The organism is Streptomyces sp. NPDC046821 (assembly GCF_040645335.1).
Lineage (GTDB): Bacteria > Actinomycetota > Actinomycetes > Streptomycetales > Streptomycetaceae > Streptomyces.
Map to the genome: position 1 here is coordinate 336,174 of NZ_JBEYYB010000011.1, position 19,614 is coordinate 355,787.

16 protein-coding genes and 2 pseudogenes are annotated in these 19,614 nt (G+C 68.1%); 10 read left to right on the forward strand and 8 right to left on the reverse strand.

Annotated features, from left to right (window positions below):
- The first annotated feature begins 4 nt into the window (after positions 1–4).
- The 4 genes from ABZ893_RS24280 to ABZ893_RS24295 all read left to right on the forward strand — a co-directional run bounded on the left by ABZ893_RS24280 (position 5) and on the right by ABZ893_RS24295 (position 4,963).
- Positions 5–1,564, forward strand: coding sequence for an AMP-binding protein (locus tag ABZ893_RS24280; protein ID WP_361407226.1), 1,560 nt, complete (start codon positions 5–7; stop codon positions 1,562–1,564).
- Positions 1,565–1,630: 66 nt separating this feature from the next.
- Complete coding sequence (locus ABZ893_RS24285; protein ID WP_361407228.1) at positions 1,631–2,392, forward strand: GntR family transcriptional regulator; 762 nt, start codon at positions 1,631–1,633, stop codon at positions 2,390–2,392.
- Positions 2,393–3,788: 1,396 nt separating this feature from the next.
- Complete coding sequence (locus tag ABZ893_RS24290) at positions 3,789–4,217, forward strand: hypothetical protein (RefSeq protein ID WP_361407229.1); 429 nt, start codon at positions 3,789–3,791, stop codon at positions 4,215–4,217.
- 236 nt (positions 4,218–4,453) lie between these two features.
- Positions 4,454–4,963, forward strand: a complete 510-nt coding sequence (locus tag ABZ893_RS24295; protein ID WP_361407231.1) for a Ku protein — start codon at positions 4,454–4,456, stop codon at positions 4,961–4,963.
- Between the two features lie 5 nt (positions 4,964–4,968).
- On the opposite strand, the gene ABZ893_RS24300 is transcribed toward ABZ893_RS24295, so the two are convergent.
- The 3 genes and pseudogenes from ABZ893_RS24300 to ABZ893_RS24310 all read right to left on the reverse strand — a co-directional run bounded on the left by ABZ893_RS24300 (position 4,969) and on the right by ABZ893_RS24310 (position 7,400).
- Positions 4,969–5,094, reverse strand: coding sequence for a hypothetical protein (locus ABZ893_RS24300; protein ID WP_361407283.1), 126 nt, complete (start codon positions 5,092–5,094; stop codon positions 4,969–4,971).
- A 249-nt stretch (positions 5,095–5,343) separates the two neighbouring features.
- Positions 5,344–5,826, reverse strand: a pseudogene (locus ABZ893_RS24305) (reverse transcriptase domain-containing protein); the annotation flags it as partial.
- Between the two features lie 575 nt (positions 5,827–6,401).
- Positions 6,402–7,400, reverse strand: a complete 999-nt coding sequence (locus ABZ893_RS24310; protein WP_361407232.1) for a hypothetical protein — start codon at positions 7,398–7,400, stop codon at positions 6,402–6,404.
- Between the two features lie 202 nt (positions 7,401–7,602).
- On the opposite strand from ABZ893_RS24310, the gene ABZ893_RS24315 reads away from it, so the two are divergent.
- From ABZ893_RS24315 to ABZ893_RS24325, 3 genes are all read left to right on the forward strand, one after another.
- Positions 7,603–7,758: a hypothetical protein gene (locus ABZ893_RS24315; RefSeq protein WP_361407234.1), complete on the forward strand. Its 156-nt coding sequence runs from the start codon at positions 7,603–7,605 to the stop codon at positions 7,756–7,758.
- A gap of 74 nt (positions 7,759–7,832) precedes the next feature.
- Positions 7,833–8,702 carry an AraC family transcriptional regulator gene (locus ABZ893_RS24320; protein WP_361407236.1) on the forward strand — a complete coding sequence of 290 codons (870 nt, stop codon included), beginning with the start codon at positions 7,833–7,835 and terminating at the stop codon, positions 8,700–8,702.
- 83 nt (positions 8,703–8,785) lie between these two features.
- On the forward strand, positions 8,786–9,598 hold the full coding sequence (locus tag ABZ893_RS24325) for a phytanoyl-CoA dioxygenase family protein (protein WP_361407238.1): 813 nt from the start codon (positions 8,786–8,788) through the stop codon (positions 9,596–9,598).
- Between the two features lie 103 nt (positions 9,599–9,701).
- Here ABZ893_RS24325 and ABZ893_RS24330 read toward each other — a convergent pair whose 3' ends face one another.
- The 4 genes and pseudogenes from ABZ893_RS24330 to ABZ893_RS24345 all read right to left on the reverse strand — a co-directional run bounded on the left by ABZ893_RS24330 (position 9,702) and on the right by ABZ893_RS24345 (position 15,748).
- Positions 9,702–12,410, reverse strand: coding sequence for a Helicase associated domain protein (locus ABZ893_RS24330; RefSeq protein WP_361407240.1), 2,709 nt, complete (start codon positions 12,408–12,410; stop codon positions 9,702–9,704).
- A gap of 232 nt (positions 12,411–12,642) precedes the next feature.
- Positions 12,643–13,607, reverse strand: a pseudogene (locus ABZ893_RS24335) (IS5 family transposase).
- 279 nt (positions 13,608–13,886) lie between these two features.
- On the reverse strand, positions 13,887–14,558 hold the full coding sequence (locus ABZ893_RS24340; protein WP_361407242.1) for a response regulator transcription factor: 672 nt from the start codon (positions 14,556–14,558) through the stop codon (positions 13,887–13,889).
- Positions 14,555–15,748, reverse strand: coding sequence for a sensor histidine kinase (locus tag ABZ893_RS24345; RefSeq protein WP_361407244.1), 1,194 nt, complete (start codon positions 15,746–15,748; stop codon positions 14,555–14,557). Before ABZ893_RS24345 ends, ABZ893_RS24340 begins: the two co-directional genes overlap by 4 nt.
- Before the next feature lie 132 nt (positions 15,749–15,880).
- Here ABZ893_RS24345 and ABZ893_RS24350 point away from each other — a divergent pair, with 132 nt between their 5' ends.
- The 3 genes from ABZ893_RS24350 (at position 15,881) to ABZ893_RS24360 (ending at position 18,731) form a co-directional block, all read left to right on the forward strand.
- Positions 15,881–16,792: an ATP-binding cassette domain-containing protein gene (locus ABZ893_RS24350; RefSeq protein WP_361407245.1), complete on the forward strand. Its 912-nt coding sequence runs from the start codon at positions 15,881–15,883 to the stop codon at positions 16,790–16,792.
- Positions 16,789–17,670, forward strand: coding sequence for an ABC transporter permease (locus tag ABZ893_RS24355; protein WP_361407247.1), 882 nt, complete (start codon positions 16,789–16,791; stop codon positions 17,668–17,670). Before ABZ893_RS24350 ends, ABZ893_RS24355 begins: the two co-directional genes overlap by 4 nt.
- 695 nt (positions 17,671–18,365) lie before the next feature.
- Positions 18,366–18,731: a hypothetical protein gene (locus ABZ893_RS24360; protein ID WP_361407249.1), complete on the forward strand. Its 366-nt coding sequence runs from the start codon at positions 18,366–18,368 to the stop codon at positions 18,729–18,731.
- On the opposite strand, the gene ABZ893_RS24365 is transcribed toward ABZ893_RS24360, so the two are convergent.
- Positions 18,720–19,136: a hypothetical protein gene (locus ABZ893_RS24365; protein WP_361407251.1), complete on the reverse strand. Its 417-nt coding sequence runs from the start codon at positions 19,134–19,136 to the stop codon at positions 18,720–18,722. The genes ABZ893_RS24360 and ABZ893_RS24365 overlap by 12 nt on opposite strands.
- Positions 19,137–19,614 lie beyond the last annotated feature (478 nt).

Consider the following 19,614-nt stretch of genomic DNA (forward strand, 5'->3'; position numbering starts at 1 on the left):
CGACATGAGTGCCCTGGAGTTGCTGCAGCGCGGTCGGCGGCTGTCCCCGGACGGCCCGGCCATGATTTTCGGTGACACCGCGATCGACTACGCGACGGTGATCAAGGGAGTGGAGAGCACTGCCCGGGATCTGGGGGCCGCGGGTATCGGCCGCGGCGACGTCGTCGGCGTCCTTGCGCCCAACCATCCGAGCACGCTGATCGCCTCCTACGCGGCGACGACGGCGGGAGCGACGTACCTGCCCGTCGCCGGCACCGAACGCGCGGGGAACATCGCGTCGTTGCTGAACCGTTTCGGGGCCACGATGCTCGCGTACCACCCGGACAAGGCAGACCTGGCGGCCGAGGTCCGGGAGCTGGCCAACGACGTGCGCTTCGTGCCGTTCCACCCGGAAGTGTGCGCCCACCTGCTCGACCTGGGCCCGGTCCCGGGCGATCAGGTGGGTGCCGAGTCCGGGCTGATGACCGCGCCGAGGCTGACTGACATCGCCTGGCTCGGGGTCACTGGCGGCACGACCGGCGAGCCGAAGGGCGTCCAGCTGAGCTGGCTCGCGGTGAACGCATTCGTCCAGAAGTACCTGGCGGAGTTCCCGACCCCGCACCCGGTCATGCTGCTGGCCACGCCGCTGACCCACGCCGCGGGGATGCTCGCGCTCCCCACCATCGCCAGGGGCGGGACCCTCGTCCTCACGGACGGTCTGGTGCTGCCGAGGTTCCTGGACCTGATCGAGCGCCACCAGGTCAACGAGCTGTTCCTACCGCCCACCGGGATCTACAAGGTGATGGACGACCCGTCCTGCCAGGGCCGGGACTTCAGCAGCCTGACGAACTTCTTCTACGGCGCCGCCCCGATCTCGCTGCCCCGGCTGCGGCAGGCGATCGAGGTGTTCGGACCGGTGATGACACAGTCGTACGGCCAGACCGAGTGCCACACGTTGATCTCGGTGATGAAGCCCGCGGACCACTTCATCGACGGTGACATCACTGGGCGGGTGGCCGATGACGCACGATTGTCCGGCTGTGGCTGGCCCTCCCTCGGCACCACCATCGAGATCCGCGACGACGACGGCCACATCCTGCCCGCAGGGAAGCCGGGAGAGATCTGCGTCGCGAGCGACCTGTCGATGACCGGCTACTACCGTAGCCCCGAGGCCACCGCGGCGACTCTGCGCGACGGTTTCGTCCGCACCGGTGACATCGGATTCCTCGACGCCGACGGCTGCCTGCACATCATCGACCGGCAGAAGGACCTCGTCATCTCCGGAGGGTTCAACGTCTATCCGGCCGAGGTGGAGGCGACGTTGCGTCGACAGCCCGGTATCGCCGACTGCGCGGTGGTCGGACTGCCCGATGCCTACTGGGGCGAGATCCTTGCCGCCGCAGTGATCCCCGAGCCCGGTGCCGTGCTCGATCCGGAGCAACTGTCGGTCGCGGTGAAGGCGGAGCTCGGGCCGGTCAAGACGCCGAAGCATTTCGCCGTTATGGCGTCGTTCCCGCAGAGCGGGACCGGCAAGATCCTTAAGAAGGACATACGAGAGCAACTCGCCGCGGAACTGGTCGAATAGCTCCGTGTCTACCGACGGGGACTCCGCCTGCCCGGACTCTCCGAATTCGTTAAGGAGGGGATCCTCTTGCCCCAGTCCGACTCGTCTGCCGAGAGGGCCGGCAAGCCGGCCGATGGCGAGGCTGCCGGCGACCAGCCTTTGGCCGAGTTGGCGCTCGGCCGAGTCCGCCACGAGATCCTGATGTGCCGTCTGGCACCGGGGCAGAGGATCACCGAGCGTGGGCTGGCCGCCGAGTTCGGCCTCGGCCTCTCAGCAGTCCGCGACGCGTTGACCCGGCTCGATCAGGAGGGCCTGATCCTCACCCTTCCCCGTAAGGGGTACCGGGTGGCGCCGCTGACCCTCAAGTTGGTCGACGACCTGTTCGGGTACTGGGTTCTCCTCGGTCCCGAGATCATCCGGCGGGCTGTGGTGTCGGCCAGCGACGAACAGCTGCAGGAACTCCTGGCGCTCAACTCGGCCCTGGACGCCGGGGTTGTTCCGGGCGAGGAGGAGGCGACGCGGCAGAGTCTGCTCCGCGCTCTGGACGCCTCCATCCGGATGTTCACGGTGATGGCCGGGATCACCGGAAACCGCTATCTGATCGACGGTCATCGGAGAATTCTCGGCGAGCTCGGAAGGGTCTGGCGGCTAGTCATTCAGTCCGAGCTCGACGAGCTGGGAGGCCGAGTCCTCTCCCTGCAGCAGGGCGCGGCGGTGATCGAGGCACGCGACGCAGAGGGCTGCGCGGAGTTCCTGCGCGCACACATCGAGAAGTCGCACGAGCGGGTGCTGCGCATGCTGATTCGCTGGCCGTCCGTGGTTGGCACCGAGATCATGCCCATTACCTGACGTACGCCGGGACGAAGGCGAACAGGCTCATGAAGGCTTGGTGTCCGTCGCCCGCGATCATCCTCGTTCGGCCGATGGCGTCCCTTGCGCCGGACAGCTCCCACGCCTTGCAGTCGTTGCGAGGTGTCCGCGGTCACCCGGACGGCTGCGACGCCCCGGGCAACGGCAACTGCGACTCATCCTCAGCGTTGGCTGATCCAGCTGGACTTGGATGCCTGGGCGATGGCGCCGGGGTTGGTGGCGTTGGGGAAGCCGATGCGGTCGAGAGGGGGGCGGACGAGTCCAGGGGACCCGGGCGGCGAGGGTGTTCTGTCGGGTCGGGACGATCAGGTCGGCGCGTCGTTCGATCCCGGTGACGACGGAGTCGGCGACCTCGCGCGGCGCCGAAGGGACTCGCCCTACCTGTCTGCCCCCCCGGACCGTCACTGAGTCCCCGTCACCCGGCTGCGCAACGGGGCCTCCCGGACCATCCGCTTGGGCGGGACCTCGACAGGTCCTTGCAGGCGGACCGCGGGACCAGGAGGTGCTCTATTCCGTGGACGGCCCGGTGACGATGTGCGTGTGGAAGTCCTTGCTTTCAGGCCGGCGACCGATGACACCCTCAACTTCCGGCGAGCGTCTCGGAAGTGCCTCGGAACGCAGAAACGCACCGAGACACGCTACTGAGTCTGCACACGCGAGCATCGCATCGGACCGGACCTCGGAGGGGCGGCACCTGAACCGGTACAACATCGACAACCGCCCGGGAGTAGCCCGGTCGCACAACACACGCGGCCCTCTCAAGGACGGCCGGCCGCTCCCGGTGGCCTACGGCGACGAGGAGGCATTTCATACCTGGTGCGCCACTGCGGAGCCGGTCACGCAGCCAGGACCGGTCAACCTCCACTGCCTGCCCCCGCTGCTCCGAGCTGAGATCCAGTGGGGCCTGCATGCCCATGCCCAGTCCGCACAGCACTGCGAGTGGAGCACCAACGGCATCCCTCGGATCGTCGATGCCTCATTCGAGACAGTCATGGTCTGGATGAACGTTGGCTTCGGGTTCACTGCCGCCGCTGTGGTCCTGTTCCTGCTCTCGGCACGTAAGGATTCAGCCGCCCGGACAGCTGGCCCAGTCGAACCTATGCGGTCAGAGCACTAGCGGGCTTGATGCGTCCGGCCTCGACCTTCGCCAGGCAGACGTTGCACAGCGGGCTGGCCGGGCGTCCGTAGGCGGCTGGCAATGGACTCCCGCCCGGGTGAGCTGCGGCTTTGCGTCAACACGTCACCGTCTGTAGCGGTTCCGACACTTCCGAGTCGCCGCGCGGACGATCCTGGGCGAACCTGTGGGGGTGCGTGATCGGCCCTGTGGGTCGTCACGCGCCGCAGGGGGAAATCCGTCGACCAACGGGAGACCACCATGCATGCCACTCTCCGCAGCCGCTGTGTCCGTGCGCTCGCCGTAGGTGCCCTGTCCGCCGGGCTGATATCGGCCGGATCGGCCGGAGCCTTCGCCGCCGGCGACGCGCCGATGCCGATGCCGAGCGCCACGCACAGCAAGACGCCGATGACCAAGGCCTCGATCACGATCAAGGCCAACCACATGTCCGTCAAGGCGGGGCAGAGCGTCACGTTCATCGGTCAGACCAAGGGGTTGAAGTCCGGCACGAAGCTGGTCCTGCAGAGCCAGAGCAACGGCAAGTGGACCACGCTGGGCTCGAGCACCACGGTGACCAAGAGCCACGCCTACAAGCTGACCCACAAGTTCAGCACCAAGGGCACGCAGCTCCTCCGGGTCTCGATGTCGGGCACGATGCACTCGCCCACGGTGTCCGTCAAGGTGTCCTGACCGAGGCCGGGGCCGCAGCACACAACCGCAGTCCCCGCAGCAGCAGGTCGAGGGCCGCCCGGAGGGCGCCCGCGATCTCCGGCCGCTCCCACTTCCGCGCGTAGCACGGGTCGGAGCGGCCGGCCGCGTGGCCTTGCACGCTTCCAGGTGCTTGAGCGGGGCCGACGCATCCCCGCTGCCGACGGCAGAACGGCCGTCGCGGCGCCTCGGTCATCGTCCAGGAGACCAGCCTCCTGGTGGAGGTCCTGTCACGGACAAAGCTCGTGGCTATGGCCAAGGCCGCGATCCGTAGCCGCGAACGCCGCGCGGTCGTCCGCCCGTACCGCGGAATGCTGTTGCTGCAGACCCTGCGCTGGCGAGACGAGATCCGCGACCCCGAAGACCTCGCCCACCTGGTCCCCGACGTTCCCCTCAGCGAGCGCGAGCGCCGGCTGGCGGAGGTACTGGTGCAGGAAATGATCGGCGTGGACGACACCGTGGACCACGACCGCTACGCCCGCGCCCTGGAGCAGCTCGTCGACGCCGTCATTGCGGGAAACGAGCCGGCCGAGTCGGCCGAACCGTCTCAGCCCGAGCCCGCCGTCGATCTCATGACGGTGCTGGAGCAGAGCGTCGGGGAGCACGGTCCGCCCGACGTCCCGCGAAGAACCCCTCGAAGCCCGACCGGAAGGGGAAGTGATCAGCCCGCCCATCCGATGCCGCGTGACACCTCCCGGTCCCCGCTGGGGCAAGGACCGGGAGCGTGACGGCGTCAGGAAACCGTGATGATGTAGCCGTCGTTGATGCGGTTGATGCGGTACAAGTCCGCGATGATCCGCCCGCAGGCGCCGTTGTCCTCCTTCGGGATCGGGCGCGCGGTGAGAGTCAGCCGGGCCACTGGACGCGCTGCAGGGACGGCCACTCGAAGCTGCGGGTGGCTGTCCCTTGTCATGGTTGGCGGGGGATTTGTTGTGCGGGCCTGGGTCAGTTCAGTCCGAGGGTCTGCAGTGCGGTGGTCCAGTCGGTGGCGATCGCTTTCTGAGCCGCGGCGAGTGTGACCTTGCCCGAGCAGATGGCGGTGTGGAGTTCCCTCTACCGTCGGAGCGAATCGCCCATTATCCATGACACCCGCATTGAGCCGCGCTCGGAGCGTTTCCCTACCGGGGAATTGTCCGACCTGCTTCATCAGGTATCCATGGTCGATCCGGTCAAATGCCGCCGATAGGTCGGCGTCCAGGACCCAGAGCCTCCTCGCGTCGGTCCTGGCCACGGCCGTGTGGATCATTACCACGGCGTCGTGGCATCCGCGTCCCGGGCGGAAGCCATAGCTTCGCGCCTCGAACCGCGCTTCCCATTCGGGCTCCAGAGCATTCTTCCACCGCGCCTGGTTGACGCGGTCCCTGATGATCGGGATTCCGAGTGGGCGTTGCTTCCCGTTGGCCTTTGGGATGTACACGCGTTTGACGGGCTTGACGTTTTTGGTGGGCGTGCCTGTCACTGTTCGCACGAGGTGGCCCCGTGTGCTCGGGTTCAGGACAACTACACCATCGACGCCAGCCGTCTTTTTCCCTGCGCTCTGCTGGGTTACTCGTCTTACGCTGACTTGCGTACTTGAGTACGACCGCAGCATGAGCTTCGAACGTCGCGAGCGGTCAGTGCCTTGGGCCAGGTGACTGCGACTCCGACCGCAGCTGGTGGCAGGTCATCAGGAACCACTTCTGATGTAGCTGCCGGAGATCGGCTTCCTGCGCGGTGAGCGGGTCGTCCGGCCGCCGGATGCGGACCCGGTGGGCGCGGGGGAGGGTACAGGGACCCTTCGCGCAGAAGTGGGAGTGGGTCCGGAGCTGTCTCATTGAGCACGCGGTCCGGGGCAGCACGGTGCCTGAATATCCGCCTGGCGAAGCGAGCGGATAGAGCGAGCCGCGCCGGGCCGCTGCACAGCGTAGGCGGCCCGGCGCGGCTCGCTCGTCGGAGTAGCTGCAGGCGGTGTCGGGCCGATCCTGGCCAGCTACTCGCGCTCGTCGACGGCGCGGCCGCCGGCTCCGAGGGGCCGCCGTGGGGCTCCCGAGCACGCCGCGGGCGCGCAGGTCGGCAACGTCCGGGAGGTAGATGCCGGGCAGGGCGTCGATCAGGTCGGCCTGGGAGGCGCGGATCGTGCCTGTGGCCTTGGAGCCTGAGCCAAGGGTGCGGCGGGCTGTCACGCGATCATGTTACGGGCGGCATCACTTCACCCACGTACGGAGTCTGATTCGAGGTCATTGCTCTGTCGTGGAACGCCTGGAGCAGCTTCTTCATGACTCGGCCCCCCATGTCTTCGACGTCGGACTGCTGCAGGGACACATTGATCTGACGAGGGTCCTCGTGACGGGGGGAATCCGCGGTCAGGATCAGAAGCTCCTTGACTGTGTGCGTCCCTTGAGTGGAGGGGTGTGTTCCGGTGGCTCGCGAGGCAGCCATCCGTACGCGTGCGGCATCCAACTGTGAGACCCCCGAACCGTGTCCGTGCTCGCACTCCATGGTCACCGTGCGGCCGTCCACCAGGACCTTGAGCATCCGATGGCTATCCGGGCAGTGCAGCGGCATGATGCGGTCCCGGCTCACCATCTCAATCCTCTTCGACTCGATCACGAGGGGGCCTGGCGCCACCTCAGGGGCCGTGGCCTGCTCACGGACCGGGGACGGATACGTGGAGAGGAACTCCACAAGCCTCGTGGCCGCGCCCCTGAGCGCCGACGGGCCAGGGACCGGGGGCTCAAGTTCGTCGGCCAGCGCACCCACGCCCAGACGGCTGGCGTACTGGTCACAGACAGTCGAGAGGGTCCCCCACAACGGCCTGCTGGCCTGCGTGGATACGGGGCCGCAGCCCTGCCCGGTCTCCGTCAGAGCGTGCTCGATCTCCTCCAGGACTTGTGCCGGCTCCTGATCGGCTGGACCGTCAAGGGCTGCTCGTAGTTCGGCGATCGGGACGTCCTGGGGCGTCCGGTCCCCGGTGTAGGTCCGGGCGAACAACAACAGGCTCAGCGTCGAGAGCTCGGCGCTCGACCGACTGGTGCTCGTCCACGGGCGGTCGGCGAGGATCCGGGCGGCCTCGTGGACCGCGGCTCCCCAAGGAGCTGGGGCAGAGGAGGCGAGCAACAGGCTCATCTCCATACCGCGGTCGTATGCGCTCTGGGGGGCGGACTCCGCCGTCGGGACCTCAGACATGCCCCCATCCTGTCCGGCTGCATACACCGTTCACGAAACCCCACCCCTGAACCGCACCAACTACCCGGCCTGACAGGGTGATCCGGACAGAGATCACCAACCAGCGATCTGGGGGCACGATGGAGACTTCTACACCAGAGTCGAGCACCGGTGGCCCGCAGGCCGCAAGGACATGCACTGGCACATCCTCTACTGCTCAGCGGTGAACGAGCAGGCATTCACCGGTCCGTACCGGCAGATCGCCGACCAGCCCGGCCTCGCTCCTGTCGGTGCCGACTGGGTCCACACCAGTCCCATCGACGAGTACAACCCCGGCGAGATCGACACCATTGAGTTGTTCCATCCGCTCCGGGGATAGCGTCGCGACTCGGCTGCAGGGCCTTCGGCGTGGGCGTTGACGTCAACCCGAAGCGTCGGGGACTCTGAGCGATCATGTGCGCAGTCGAGGACCATCCACACGGGACGGAGGAGTGGTGGGACCGTCTGGGGGCCGTATTGTTTGGTCCGTGGGCGCCGCAAGCACAACCTGGCAGCGGGCACGTTCACTGCGAACCTGACTGGTCCTGGACTCTCGTTCTTTCCGACTATGACCTCTGGTGCGTCCTGGGCGGCATCGGACGTGCGCGGCTCAACGGTCAGGACTTCACCGTGACCTCCGGATGCGTTTTGATGCTGCGCCCGGGGGACGAGATTGAAGTGCGCCATGACCCCGCCAATCCCCTGACCGTGGGGTACCAGCACTACACACATGGCGCTGAACACCGCAGTGCGACGGTCGCGGACACCTGCCCGCCCCATTTCCTGCCTCCGCGGCATGTTCGTCTCGACGACCTGTCAGAGGTCCGCCGCCATCTCGATGGACTCGCCCGCCTCAGGCGCCGCCCAGGTCCCGACACCAGGGCGCGGGTCACTGCCGCGCTCGCTGTACTCCTGCTGGAGATCCATGCCCAGGCTGCCCGCGGGACCGGTGCTCTGCCTCCGCTGATGGACCGTCGCATCCACGACGTCGTGGAGTGGCTTGCCCGTCACCCCACACTCCGTCTGGGCCTTCACGATGCCGCCGCATCGGCCGACCTGTCCGCCGACCAGTTCTCCCGACTGTTCCGCCGTGAAACCGGCCAGTCCCTCCGCGAGTACCAGGTCGCGGTCCGTATTCGTCGCGCCTGCGAGCTGCTTGCGGAGAGCCGTATGACAGTACGCCAGGTGGCAGCCGCCCTCGGCTACAGCGACCATCACCTGTTCACCCGCCAGTTCAAGGACCGCACCGGAACCCCACCCGGCGCCTGGAGACGGTCTGTCTGACAACGCGACGGTCCCCGTTCGGTGCCCCAGAACCACGTTTCGCGCCCTCCCTGGCCAGGAGCGCCCGGACCTACGGTCCTCCCATGACATCCACCACGCCCCTGTGGCTGTACTCCGGCGACCGTGTCGCCCCTTTGACCGAGACTGTCGCTGCTATCGGTCCTGCCGAGTTTGCTGCCTACCAGAGCCTTGGGTTCCTGGCTGTGCGCAGCCTCCTGACCCACGAAGAGGCGGAGGAGGCCATCGACGGCCTGGCCACCGTCGCCCGCCCGCAGTCCCCCGCACTCGTGGAATTTGAGGCATGGGCACAGCCAGATGAACTGGACGGCGACGACCTGCTGGACGGGGTGCGCAAACTGATGTGGTTCAGCCAGCACGAGCCGCGCCTGACCGCACTGGCCCGCCACCCGGGGATCATCAGCACCGTTGCCCGCCTGCTCGACGCCGAGCCCGCCCTTGCGCAGGACATGGCACTGCTCAAGCCGCCCGGCGGGGGCCGGGAGAAGCCCTGGCACCAGGACAAGGCGTTTTTCGACATCCCGTTGGGCACTCCGGTGGTCGGCGTGTGGATTGCCCTGGACGAGGCCACGCTCGACAACGGCTGTATGCACGTCCTGCCGGGCACCCACACGGAGGGCCCTGTCGTACATTTCCAGCGCCGCGACTTCCAGATCTGTGACACCGAAGTGCAGGTTCACCGCGACACCGCGGTCCCGCTTCCCCCCGGCGGCGTCCTGTTCTTCGATGGCCTACTCCACCACGGCACTCCGCCGAACCTGACCACTACCCGCCGCCGGGCGGTGCAGCTGCACTACGTTCCAGCTGAAACGCCGCAGACTCCAGAGCAGGAGCGGTTGGGGGTCTTCGGCGCGGACGGCAAGGACGCCACCTGCTGACCTACCTGAACGCCCCATGTCCAGCGCGGCTCCCGACCAGCAGGTGTGGCAAAGCGGACCCCGGCGCTCACGCCTGCATGTGCAGGCCCCGCTTCCTCGGTTATCAGGCCCATTCGATGCCGAGTGCCCGTAGTGCGGCCTGCTGGTCGGGGGCGAGTTTGTCCCGCCTTGCGCGGGTGTTCGATGTCCATACGCCTAGCTTGATGACCACCGGCTCCGTTTCGCCGTGGACCGCGATCGGCTCGCTGTGGCCGCGTGGTACGGGCCGGTCGGCACCCTCCCGCTCGACCCACTGTGCGAGGGCCGCGAGGCCGCGCTGGAATGCCTGTTCCGCCTTGCTCGGGCCCTTCGTCGCACGCGTGGCCATAGGGGCCGGAGCGGGTGACGGGGCCTCAAGCGGCTTCATGCCCAGCTGGGACAGCCGTTCCTGCTGCTCGGGGGACAGCTGCGCCCAGGTGCCCGGATTTTTCTGCCGCTCCAGCCACTTGCTCAGGTCGTCGCCGTCGAAGACGACGCCTGGCGCGATGGTCGGCAGGTCGCCGTCGGCTTCGGTGTCGGCCAGGTCGGCGAGGACGCGGTAGTGGCGCTGCCAGTCGAGTGGCCACGGGCAGTCCCAGTCGGGGTCGATCGCGGTCAGTTGTGCCGCGCGTGCGGCGGCTCGTTCCGGGTCTTTGCCCAGGCCGTTCTTGGCGCCTTTCCTGCGGAGGTTGGCCATGTGCTGTCCGACGGGGACCATCGTTTCGCCTTCGCCCCACACGGCGTCCTGGCGGGGTGCGAGGTGTCCGGTCGCCCGCCGGTACGACCGGAGCGCAGCCAGCTTGGCCTCCCAGGCTTCCTCGCCGGGTTCCCAGATCATCCCGGCCTCGGGCGCGTCGAGGAGGGTCTTGCGCCGCTCTTCCAGTTCGCCGGCGCGCAGCGTCTTGCGCTGCTGGTGCACCCACCGCCCAAGCGGAAACGCCTTGGTCGCCCCTACCTCGACCTCTACGTCGTAGGGAATGGCGTAGAGGCCGGTGATGTGGTGCTTCTTCCGCCAGCGGATGAGGGCTTGGTAGCCCTCGAGCCACACCAGGGACTCGGGCCGGTAGACGCGGGTGCGCAGGAACGCGGCGATGGTTGCGGCGTCGCGGGGAGAGGAGAAGTGGAGCAGGGCCGACTCGGCAGGTGCGTCGGTGTCGACCTGCTCCTGATCCTCGCCCGCCTCGCCGCTGGCCCCGATGATCCGCCCGTCCTCATCGCGCTGGAGGTGGACCTTGCGCTGTCCGCTGGTGAGGGCGCGGGAGGCGAGCTGCTCAACGAGTCGTTCATCATGACTGCGGAGGCCTTGGAGGACGGCTACAAGGGGGCGGAAGCTGGCGGAGGCGACCATGCCGGTCGGGTCCTCGCCGGGTTCCAGGAAGACCGGCACGATGATCCGGGCGACCTTCGTGCTGCCGTCTTTGTTGAGGCGGAGCGCGCGGCCGATGTTCTGGACGATCTCGACCTGGGAGCCGCGGGTGTCGGCGAAGCAGACGGCTTCGACGCCCCGCTCGCCGGTGATGTCGACGCCTTCCCCGAGCACGCGACAGCTGGCGAGGAACGCCCTGTGCACCCGGCGCCCGGCCGCGTCGATCCCGTTGGCGAACTGGCACAACGCCTCCCGGCGTTCGGCCACCAGGTGGTCACCGCACAGCCATGCCGACCACACCCGGTCCGGCGGTACGTGGCGGCCGGCCTCCAACTCGTAGAACTGTGCGTCGATGGAGGACTTCGGGAGCTTGTCGGCGGCCAGGTCGTCGCCTGTGGCGTCGTTGGCGTACAGCTCGGCAGCGGTCTGAGGCAGTTTCTCCGCGAACGCGGCGGCCTCTTCTACCTTCTGGTGGAACGTCATGACCGTACGGAGGTTGTGCGCGGCGGCGTGTTCCAGGAGCGCGGTCTGCAGGAGCGCCAGGCGCCGGCCGCGCCGGGCCTCTTCGGACTCTCCGAGGACGGGGGAGGGGTCGCGGATCTCGAGTACGTCGATCTCGAATCCGGCGAGGATCTCGCGCTCGATCGCCTCGGAGAGTCCGAGCTCGGCGAGCCATGCGCCGTAGGTGCCGTTCGGGTCGTCGGCCATGGTCGCGATCTCCAGCTCCTGGCCGCCGGTGCTCTTCTGGGGGCGGGCTGCGGCGAGGATGCGGGGTGTGGCGGTCAGGTAGAGCCGGAAGTCCGCCGGGATGCGGGCGTTGTCATGGATCGCCGCCCACGGCCGCCCAAGATCACCGGCGGTGCCGTGTGCCTCGTCCACGATCGCGAGGTCAAACGGGGCCATCTGCTGCCCGTAGAGCCGCTCCCCGCCCGCGAGAGCGGCCTCCAGCGGCCCGCGAACCTTCCGATGGCCCATGGGCGCGTCGATGTCCTCACGGTCCACCAGGGAGGCGTAGGTGGCGAACACGACGACCGGCCCGTGCCCGGCCCACAGGGCGAGCTGGATCGGGTTGGTGGTGGTGCGCACGCCCAACTCCTTGAGCACCGGGTCGTTCTCGAGTGAGCACACGGAGACCATCGGGGCCCGGTGGCCCACCAGACGCCACGCCTGGGCGGTCTGCGCGAGCAGGTCCAGGGTGGGGACGGTGACGAGGATCCGGCCGTCCGCGAACGACTCCAGCGCGCACGCGGCGGCGGTGATCGTCTTGCCCGATCCGGTCGCTGACACGATCGTGCCTCGGGCACCCCGCGGGGGCACAGATGATCTTGCAGGGAATCCGACCCATTTACGGAATGCGGATTTCTGGTCGACCTGGTGTTCTTTGAGCTGGATCACTGTCTTTTCCTTGCCCCCGATTCCTGATTCCATGGTCTCAGATGTCCGCGTGCGGAATGCAGGCCGCACCCAAGTCGTTCCAGATCGACGCATCCGCCTTGTGCGAGCCGCCGGGCTCTCCGCCCTTGAAGGGTGGCTTGTCGTCCGGGTTGTAGTGACGGCTTTGAGCGTGCAGACGGTGACGTCTCCGTCCGCGTTCACCGTGCGCGCGGTGCACAGTCCGCCAGCCTCTCCCAGTGCCTCTAGGGCGTGTATTGAGTTGTGATCAATAGGTGGTCCGGGTGAGGTCCTTGATCCAGATCATCGAGGCGCGAAGGTGGAGACCGGCGAGGTAGCTCGTCGGTGTCTTGTCGTACCGCGTGGCGATGCCTCGCCACGCCTTCAGCTTGTTGATCAGCCGCTCGACGGTGTTCCGCTCCTTGTAAAGACCGGCGTCGTGACTGACGGGCCGGCCGCCTCTGGAGCCCTTCGTCTTCCGGTTGGCGGCCTGGTCCCTCTTTTCCGGGATGACCGCCTTGATGCGGCGTTTGCGCAGGTGGGCGAGGTTGCGGCGGGACGAGTACGCCTTGTCCCCGGCGACTGCGTCGGGCCGGGTGCGGGGACGGCCGATGGACCCGCGGACCCGCACCTTCTTGAGTACGGGGATGAACTGCGGGCTGTCGGCGGCCTGACCCGCGGTCAGGATGAACGCCAGCGGGCGGCACTTCCGGTCGCCGGCGATATGGATCTTGCTGGTCTGCCCGCCCCTGGAACGTCCGAGCAGGGCGGCCTTCAGCCGGAGTTTGCGTCGGCGCCGGATGCGCCGTCGCTCTTCCCGCTCGGGATCGCCTTCGGCCTCCTGCCCGGTTTGTTCGTCGCAGTCGCCCCTTTTGGCCTGGCCTTCTCCGCCTCGGTGGCAGCCTCCTCCAGAGCGGTGAGGACGTCTTCGCCCATGTGCATCCCGGCAGCGTCGTGGTGAGCCCGGGCGGTGGTGGAGTCGATGCTGACCAGGGACAGGTCCACCTTGTCCCGCTTCGCGGCTTCCGCGATCAGGCCCTCCATCAGGGCCTCGAAGACGCCGGTGTCACGCCACTGCCGGAAACGGTTGTGGACGGTCGACCAGGCGCCGAACTCCATCGGCATCTCCCGCCACTGCCCGCCCGTTTTGAACCGCCAGATCACGCCCTCGAACTGCTGCCGCAGCCGCTCGGGGTACGGGCCGTACTCGCCGATCGGCAGGTACGGAGCGATGAACTCTCACTCCGCATCGGTCAGTTGCACTCGCGTCACCGAAGAAGGTCTACCGGTCCAGGCCCCGCCGCGAAGGCAAAACGCGCAGATTGATCACGACGCTATACGCGCCCTAGAACCAGCATGAGGCGAAGATCAAGATTCACCCCGTGCGCGCGACCACACGAAGTGGACCAGAGCCTTTCCGCGGAAGCCAATTGGCGATGACTTCGGGAGTCGCTGGGCGCGGTGACACAGATCCCGCTGGAAGTTAACGAAGCCAACAGCATGTGCGCTCGCTCAGCGCGACGGCGACACCAAGCCCAGTTCATAGGCGATGATGACCAACTGGACCCGGTCGCGGGCCGCCAGCTTGGAGAAGAGCCGTCCCACGTGGGCCTTGGCCGTGGCCGGGCTGATGAAGAGCCGGGCGGCGATCTCGTCGTTGGACAGGCCGCGTCCGATGAGGGTGAGGACTTCGCGTTCCCGGTCGGTGATGCCTTCGATCGCCCCCTGCCGGGGCAGGGCCGTGGGTTCGGGGCGTGCAGCGAACTCCTCGATGAGGCGGCGGGTCACGCGCGGCGCGATCAGCGCTTCGCCGACCGCGACGACACGGATTGCTGTGAGGATGTCGTCCAAGTCCATGTCCTTGACGAGGAATCCGCTGGCGCCCGCGCGCAGCGCGCCGTAGACGTACTCGTCGTCATCGAAGGTGGTGAGAACAAGGACCCGTGCCGTGTTCGGGCCGGCGGTGATCAGCCGCGTCGCCTCGATGCCGTCCATGCCCGGCATGCGGATGTCCATCACGACGACATCGGGCCGGACGTCCTGGACCAGCTGGACCGCTTCGGCGCCCGCGCCGGCTTCTCCCAGGATCTCGAGATCCGGGTTGTCCGCGATGAGTACGCGCAGCCCGGCACGCACCAGCGGCTGGTCATCGACGAGCACGACACGGACGCGGTCCGGGGTCATCGCATCCCCGCCTGCACGGGCAGCCGCGCCGCCACGCGGAAGCCGCCTTCGGGACGGGGGCCGGCGGTGAACTGGCCGTGCAGCAGGAAGGCCCGCTCGCGCATGCCGGTGATGCCGTAGCCGATGCCCGCAGCTGTGGGCCCCTGACCGTCGTCGGTGATCTCGACGGACAGTTCGTCCTCCTGAAAGTCGATGACCACCCGGCACTCCTGTGTGCCCGCGTGACGAACCACGTTGGTCAGGCCCTCCTGGATGATGCGGAAGGCGGACAGCTCGATGCCCTTGGGGAGCGGGCGTCGTTCTCCTCGCCACTCCACGTCGACCTTCACGCCGCCGTTCCGTGTGGTCGCGACCAGCCAGTCGATGTCCGTCATGCCCGGCGCGGAGGCCGACGGCGCCTCTTCCGGCCCGGCCTTGCGGAGGGATCTCAGCATGCGCCGCAGCCCGGCCAGGGTGTCCCTGCTGGTGGTCTCGATGGTGGCCAGTGTGTTGCGGGCCTCGACCGGCTGGGTCTCGATGACCCGGCGGCCCGTGCCGGCTTGGATGGCGATGATGCCGAGGCTGTGCGCGACCATGTCGTGCAACTCGCGGGCAATCCGCAGCCGCTCGGCGGTGACTGCCTGCTCCGCGGCCTGGACCCGCACCGTTTCGGCGTGCTCGCGGCGCTCTTGGACGAGATAGCCGGTCAGCCAGGCAAGGGCGAGCATCAGAACGAGGAACACGATGGTCGAGGGAAAGACGTCCCGCCCGGTCCGGTAGTAGCCGGAGGCGGCGATCTGCTCGGTGAGCGTCAGCGCTGCGGCGGCGAGCGCGGTCCGACGCGTCCGCGTGGCAGCGATCCAGGCGACGGCGAGATCGGTCAGCAGAGCCTGCAGACAGCCGATCTGCCATGCCTGCCCTGGAGCCATGAAGGGGAACGCCGAGGCCAATCTCGACGCCGCCGTCAGAGTCGCGGCGAACGAACCGGCGAGCATCAGCGTCAGGGCCGGCGACGGTCGACGTCGCAGCAGGGGAATGGTCAGAACCGAGAGCCCGGCCGGCAGGAGGAGCCGCACACCGGTGGGTTCGCGTTCGTTGAGCACCGCGCCGTACAGCAGGATCGGGTAGGCGAGGGCCCCGCACCAGGCCAGGGCCTGCGCCGCGGCCGGCTTCAAGCGCCAGAAGAGGGCGGCGCGGGCTGAGACGCTCATGCCGCGATCATAGGGAGGGGCCGGTGCCGGGGCATCAGCCTTGGGACGTACGCCCCAAGGCTACAAATGGACCCTGAGAGTGTGGCCCGCGGGTCGATGCCGTGCGGACCGGCCCACGGCACCGTGGGCCGGGTGATCGAAGCCAACGAGCTGACGAAACGATACGGCGCCACCACCGCCGTCGACCGCCTGACCTTCACCGTCCGCCCCGGCCACGTCACCGGGTTCCTGGGCCCCAATGGCGCCGGTAAGTCCACCACGCTGCGGATGATCGTGGGCCTGAACGACCCCAGCAGCGGCACCGTCACCGTCGAGGGGCAGCCGTTCCGGGGACGCCCACGAGGGCTGCGGCACGTCGGGGCGCTGCTTGACGCCCATGAGGTGCACGGCGGACGCAGCGCACGGTCGCATCTGTCGGCGCTGGCGCACAGCAACGGGCTGCCGCGGCGCCGGGTGGAGGAAGTCCTTGAGGAGGTGGGACTGACCACCGCTGCCCGGCGCCGCATCGGGGGGTTCTCGCTGGGCATGAAGCAACGGCTCGGCATCGCCGCCGCGTTGCTCGGTGACCCGCCCGTCCTGCTGTTCGACGAGCCGCTCAACGGGCTGGACCCGGAAGGCGTGCGCTGGGTGCGCGGCCTGTTCCATCGGCTGGCGGCCGAGGGCCGTACGGTGCTGGTCTCCAGCCATCTGATGCGCGAGATGGAGCACACCGCTCAGCAGCTGATCGTCATCGGCCGGGGCGAGCTGATCGCCGCGGAGAGCCTGCCGGAGTTCGCAGCCCGCGGCACCCGGCTCACCGTGACCGTGCGAACGCCCGAGGTCGCCCGGCTGACATCCGTCCTCACCAAGGAGGGGGCGGCCGTCCGCGGTGAGGCCGACGGCTCGTCCACGGTGACCGGCATGGGCGCGGATCGCATCGGCGAGCTCGCCTTCCACAGCCGCATCCTGCTGCACGAACTCGCCCCCCGCTCCGCCTCCCTGGAAGAGGCGTTCATGGGACTCACCGCCGACAGTGTCGAATACAGCGCAGGAGATGCACGATGACAGCACAGACAGTCGCCGAACCCGAGGCGCACGCGACCGCCATCGACTCACCCACCCGGTTCCACCACCTCCTCTCCGCCGAGTGGATCAAACTGTGGTCGCTGCGTTCCACCTACTGGGTCCTCGGAATCGGTCCTCTGGCCGTCATCGGGATCAACGTGAACTCCGCTCTGTCGAATGCCGACCGGCTGGCGCATCAGCCCGAACTGCCGCCTGCCCCACCGCCAGGGCATCCCGAGCTGCCGCAGATGCTGTTCGACCCCCTGGCGTCCGCCTTCGTCGACCCGGCCTGGCAGCTCCTCATGGTCATCGCCGGCAGTGTCGGCGCCATCGCTGTCTTCGGCGAGTACACCAGCGGACTGATCCGCACCACCTTCGCGGCCGTTCCCGCACGCCGTGCGGTGATGACAGCCAAGGTAGCCGTCATGACGACCGTCATGCTCGCCCTCGGCACGGTCACCGCCGGCGCCTCGTTCGGCGTCACCCAGGCGATCCTGCAAGATCACCACGGCATGTCCATCAGTGCCCCTGGCGCACTGCGGGCCGTCGCCGCATCCGCGCTGCTCGCGCCACTGTGCGCCCTTGTCGGCATGGCCCTCGGAGCGCTCATCCGCCACGCCGCGGGCACCGTCGTTTCTGTCGTCGGCGTGCTCCTGCTGCTGCCCACGCTGTTCATGGGCGAGACCCATCGGTGGGTCAAAGAGATCGGCAACGCGATGCCGCTCACCGCATGGCGCGCTCTGGTCCAGAACCCTGGACGGGACTACAGCGTGGACAAGTACCCGGTATCGGTCACCGAGGGGTGGATCGTGTTCGGGGCATGGTCGCTCGTCGCAGCGGCCGTCGCCGTGGCCGTCGTGCACCACCGCGATGTGTGAGCGGACCAGGCGCTGGGGGAGGAACCCGAAGTCCTCGTTCCCGAGGATCGGGAGCCGGGGCGGCCGTGGAAGCCGAGCCCGCCCGTCGAGGCCGCGTCGGCGACCGCGGAGACCCGACCGACCGAGTCGGGTACGCCCGCTGCTCGACCGCACAGCAGGCACTCATCTCCCGCCCGACTCCCCGGAAGGCGGAGCCGGGCGGATATGCCCATGGCGCCCCGCCATATGGACGGGGCGCCCACCAAAGGGACTTGGCACCGCTCGGCGCCGAAGTCCACGTGGGTGCCATGGCATCCTCATGGTCAGTCCATGACATGCCCGCCCTGCACGGTCACTGCCTGCCTGGATCGCGCTGGCGGATCAGCGGTCACCATCTCCTTCCGGAGTAAGCGTGGCGTTCCCGTCGGTGTGTGATGCCCGAGCGCCCGCGGCCCAAGTAGATTGATGCTGCCGCAGCCGCTCGGGGTACGGGCCGTACTCGCCGATCGGCAGGTACGGAGCGATGAACTCTCACTCCGCATCGGTCAGTTGCACTCGCGTCACCGAAGAAGGTCTACCGGTCCAGGCCCCGCCGCGAAGGCAAAACGCGCAGATTGATCACGACGCAATACGCGCCCTAGTGCTCTGACCGGATGGGTTCGCCGGAAGCTCGCGGTGTTCGGCATGGACGGGCCTCGTCAACCCTTCGTAGGCTGGTGATCGCCTACGAAGGGGGCGGGGTGAACGGCAATCCGCTGTACCACTGGATAGCGCTGGCAGTGTCCACGGCGCTCTTGCTGCCGGTGCCGGTGGCGATACTGGCGGGGTGGACGCCGTCGTGGATGCGCAAGCGACAGGCCGGGATGCAGCTTCGCGCCTACGGCATGTTGTGCATGTACGCCCTCATGCTCGTCAACGGCATCCCTCGGATCGTCGATGTCTCATTCGAGACGGTCATGGTCTGGATGAACGTTGGCTTCGGGTTCACTGCCGCCGCTGTGGTCCTGTTCCTGCTCTCGGCACGTAAGGATTCAGCCGCCCGGACTGCTGGCCCAGTCGAACCTATGCGGTCAGAGCACTAGTATCCGACGCCGCGCCGTGGTGTGCGGGTGTGTGTGTGGCAGGACGTTCTCCCGGACGTACCTCTCCAGCCGTACCAGGTAGGCCCGCTCACACTGCCTCACGTCCGCCAGGTGTACGGCCAGTTGAGCGGACCCGGCCGACCGTCCGCCGAGGCGCGCCCAGTCCCGGTCTGCGATGCTCACCAGGGCCTGGCTCACAGCCCTCACGCCGTCGTCCCACCCGTCCGCGAACGCAGCGCCCTGTGAGGCCGGCGCCATGCCGTCCTCCTCCACGACCTCGCACTGCGCCCCGGTGGCCGAGCCAGCCTCCACGTCGTCCGCTTCACTCGTGGGTACGCCCTGCGCCTTAAGGAGTGCGAACACCTTCAACCGGGCGTTCACGCCCGCTGTCTGGTACTGCGTCATCCGCCGAAGGGAATCGTTACTCAGCGCGGGATCAGGTCCGTCAGATTCGTGGTGACGGGTCATCTGCTGCCATTCCTCTCAGAATGCAAGGAGGGTTCCGGATGCTTGGAGAGTGTCCCGTGTTTCCGCCAACGGTACATGCTGCATCAATCTGATGCACGCGCTACACTAGAACCCACACGAACGAGCCACCCTCACCCCTCGTAGCCAGCTTGGCCCGCGCCAGCGGGCCTGACAGTCCGTAAGGCGCAGCCTGAAGGACCATCAGGGCGGGGGAGCGCAGCGGACCCGCCCAGGGAGCGCCTGGCGCTCCCTCAACTCTCTTACAGAAACCCAAAACAAGGCAGACACCCAACATTCCGTCAACCAGCAGGCCGCGCACCGCGCGGCCCCCGGCCGCCAAACCCCCCGCCCCCCCCACCCGCAAACCCAACCGCGAAAAGATAAAACCCGCCTCGCCGGCGGCGCATCGCGGCGC

Excerpts from the sequence above, each read along its gene's own strand:
- ABZ893_RS24280 (WP_361407226.1), top strand. The coding sequence starts at position 5 with ATGAGTGCCCTGGAGTTGCTGCAGCGCGGTCGGCGGCTGTCCCCGGAC.
- ABZ893_RS24290 (WP_361407229.1), top strand. The coding sequence starts at position 3,789 with ATGCATGCCACTCTCCGCAGCCGCTGTGTCCGTGCGCTCGCCGTAGGT.
- ABZ893_RS24310 (WP_361407232.1), bottom strand. The coding sequence starts at position 7,400 with ATGTCTGAGGTCCCGACGGCGGAGTCCGCCCCCCAGAGCGCATACGAC.
- ABZ893_RS24320 (WP_361407236.1), top strand. The coding sequence starts at position 7,833 with ATGTGCGCAGTCGAGGACCATCCACACGGGACGGAGGAGTGGTGGGAC.
- ABZ893_RS24325 (WP_361407238.1), top strand. The coding sequence starts at position 8,786 with ATGACATCCACCACGCCCCTGTGGCTGTACTCCGGCGACCGTGTCGCC.
- ABZ893_RS24330 (WP_361407240.1), bottom strand. The coding sequence starts at position 12,410 with ATGGAATCAGGAATCGGGGGCAAGGAAAAGACAGTGATCCAGCTCAAA.
- ABZ893_RS24340 (WP_361407242.1), bottom strand. The coding sequence starts at position 14,558 with ATGACCCCGGACCGCGTCCGTGTCGTGCTCGTCGATGACCAGCCGCTG.
- ABZ893_RS24345 (WP_361407244.1), bottom strand. The coding sequence starts at position 15,748 with ATGAGCGTCTCAGCCCGCGCCGCCCTCTTCTGGCGCTTGAAGCCGGCC.
- ABZ893_RS24355 (WP_361407247.1), top strand. The coding sequence starts at position 16,789 with ATGACAGCACAGACAGTCGCCGAACCCGAGGCGCACGCGACCGCCATC.
- ABZ893_RS24365 (WP_361407251.1), bottom strand. The coding sequence starts at position 19,136 with ATGACGCAGTACCAGACAGCGGGCGTGAACGCCCGGTTGAAGGTGTTC.